The sequence below is a fragment of the Gracilibacillus thailandensis genome (assembly GCF_010994055.1).
Classification (GTDB): Bacteria; Bacillota; Bacilli; order Bacillales; family Amphibacillaceae; genus Gracilibacillus; species Gracilibacillus lacisalsi.
Map to the genome: position 1 here is coordinate 1 of NZ_WJID01000134.1, position 2,331 is coordinate 2,331.

Annotated in this window: 4 protein-coding genes; 3 read left to right on the forward strand and 1 reads right to left on the reverse strand. The window is 36.0% G+C overall.

Annotated features, from left to right (window positions below; genetic code table 11):
• The first annotated feature begins 46 nt into the window (after positions 1 to 46).
• The gene (locus GH715_RS21125; RefSeq protein WP_153837216.1) at positions 47 to 493 is read left to right on the forward strand and encodes a hypothetical protein; all 447 of its coding nucleotides are present in this window, start codon (positions 47 to 49) and stop codon (positions 491 to 493) included.
• 28 nt (positions 494 to 521) lie between these two features.
• Here the strand turns inward: GH715_RS21125 and GH715_RS21130 are convergent, their stop codons facing one another.
• Positions 522 to 1,151, reverse strand: a complete 630-nt coding sequence (locus tag GH715_RS21130) for a helix-turn-helix transcriptional regulator (RefSeq protein ID WP_153837215.1) — start codon at positions 1,149 to 1,151, stop codon at positions 522 to 524.
• Positions 1,152 to 1,329: 178 nt separating this feature from the next.
• Between GH715_RS21130 and GH715_RS21135 the strand changes: the two genes are divergently transcribed.
• The gene (locus tag GH715_RS21135) at positions 1,330 to 1,950 is read left to right on the forward strand and encodes a superoxide dismutase (protein WP_153837214.1); all 621 of its coding nucleotides are present in this window, start codon (positions 1,330 to 1,332) and stop codon (positions 1,948 to 1,950) included.
• 76 nt (positions 1,951 to 2,026) lie between these two features.
• On the forward strand, positions 2,027 to 2,263 hold the full coding sequence (locus tag GH715_RS21140; protein ID WP_018932148.1) for an indolepyruvate ferredoxin oxidoreductase subunit alpha: 237 nt from the start codon (positions 2,027 to 2,029) through the stop codon (positions 2,261 to 2,263).
• The last annotated feature ends 68 nt before the right edge of the window (positions 2,264 to 2,331 follow it).

Genomic DNA, 2,331 nt, shown 5'->3' on the forward strand with positions numbered 1-2,331 from the left:
AGAGTATATTAACGATATTTGAATTATATAGAGGGAGGATTAGCAGATGCCACGAGTTATTGTCTTTTCGTTTTTACTGATCATTACCGGTTGCGGCTTTAATGATAACGATTCCGTAAATAACTTGAGACACCCTCCATCTATGTATGCAATTATTGATAAGCAAAAATATTCATTGGAAACTGGTTCCTTTAGCTGGGAAATGAAGAACGGTGGAACAACGAAAGCGATTCAAACTGATGCTCCTTCTCCAAATCAGATAGCTAAAAAGCTCGATCCAATAAAAGTTGAAGATAACAGTGACATAGAATTCACGGCTGATTACAATCCTGAGATTGTTGTTTATTTATGGGATGAAGAAAAAAGAATGGAAGAAATACCGTCAAAGAATAATCAGATACAGGCTCCTAATAAAGGGAAAGTAATTTACGAAGTGATTGGGGAATGGTCTAATGGAGAGGCGCATTATACGTTTGTGGTGGAAGTGAAATAAAATAAGACCTGACAGATGCAGGTCTTTATTATTCAAATTCCACCTTAAACCGACAATGATTATTCCCCTCAGTTTTACATTGTACTCTTTCTACATTCTCTGTTCCCAATACTTTCTTAAACATGCTTGTTTCACATCGGCAAGCGATATGAAATTCCTTTGCCACTGCAAATATAGGACAATTATATTCAACAATCTCAAACTGATCATCATCATGTTGAGATAATTCCGCCATATAGCCTTTCTCGTTTTGGATATGGACGATATCTCGCATTTTTTCCAGGTTTGAGGATTGATTGACAAGATCGGCATATTGCTTTGTTAGTCGCTCTTCACGATTTTCAAAAAGTTGTTCAATGGAGTCTTTTCCATGTATTGCTTGAATATCTTTTAAGAACTCAACACTGATCGATTCATAATTATTAGGAAATAGACGTTTCCCCTTTGTCGTTAAAAAGAATTTTTGGATTGGTCGACCGATATCCTTTTTCTCATGGTGACTAGAAACAAGTCCATCTTTCTCTAATGTAGTTAAATGTTTACGGATAGCCATATGCGTGATATCTAAATAGTCGATAAGTTCATTGACAGATAAGGAAACTTCTTTCTTTAGTAATTCTAATATTCTATCTTTCGTTGTTTTCATTAATTGTGTCATGGGATTCCTCCTACATTGGCTTCCCCCTGATTAATTCCATTATACAATATAATTTGTCCAAACAGAAATTATTGGAAATTTTGAAGCAAATGTATTGATTAATTGTTAATAATAGTATAACATATAATTATACTTTTTATACTAAAAGGTATAATAAATATTATTGGAGGTTTTACATATGGCAAACTTTACTTTACCTGAGTTAGGTTATGCGTTTGACGCTTTGGAACCACACATTGATCAAAAAACGATGGAAATCCACCACGGAAAACACCATCAAACATACGTTACAAAATTAAATGCAGCACTTGAAGGACAGGATGCTTTAGCTAATAAAAGTCTTGAAGAACTTTTATCTGATTTAGATAGCGTACCTGAAAATATTCGTACTGCAGTGAGAAACAATGGTGGTGGACATTTCAACCATACATTGTTCTGGGAAGTAATCGCTCCGGGATCTAAAGCTGATAAACCAGAAGGAGAATTAGCGACAGCGATTGATGAAGCGTTTGGTAGCTTTGATCAATTCAAAGAGCAATTCTCTAATGCAGCGGCTACTAGATTCGGTTCTGGTTGGGCTTGGTTAGTTGTCAATGCAGATGGAAAGCTAGAAGTAACAAGCACACCAAACCAAGATAATCCAATTTCTGAAGGGAAAACAGCTATCCTTGGCATCGATGTTTGGGAACATGCTTATTACTTAAATTATCAAAACAGACGTCCTGATTATATTGCTAATTTCTATAATGTAATTAATTGGGATGTTGTCGCAGAAAAGTTCCAATCGGCTGTGAAGTAAATAAAAGTTCGTTTCGGATGAGTGGAAGGATGGAAGGCATCTTTCCACTTATTTTTATGGAGAGGAGATGGTTTGTTTGGCATTTGTCATAACAGCACCTTGTGAAACAGAAAAAGCCGGGGAATGTGCAACAGTATGCCCGGTAGATTGCATCGAAGAAGGAAAAGACCAATTTTATATAGACCCAGATATCTGCATTGATTGTGGTGCATGTGTAGCGGTGTGTCCAGTTGATGCGATCGTGGAAGAATATGAATTGACTGTAGATCAAGAGCCATATTTAGAAAAGGCAGAAGCATTTTTTGGGAATTAACTTAGATGAAAAAAGCCCTAGTAATGTATCTAGAGTGACCCAATAATATGAGACAGGAAAAAACACCC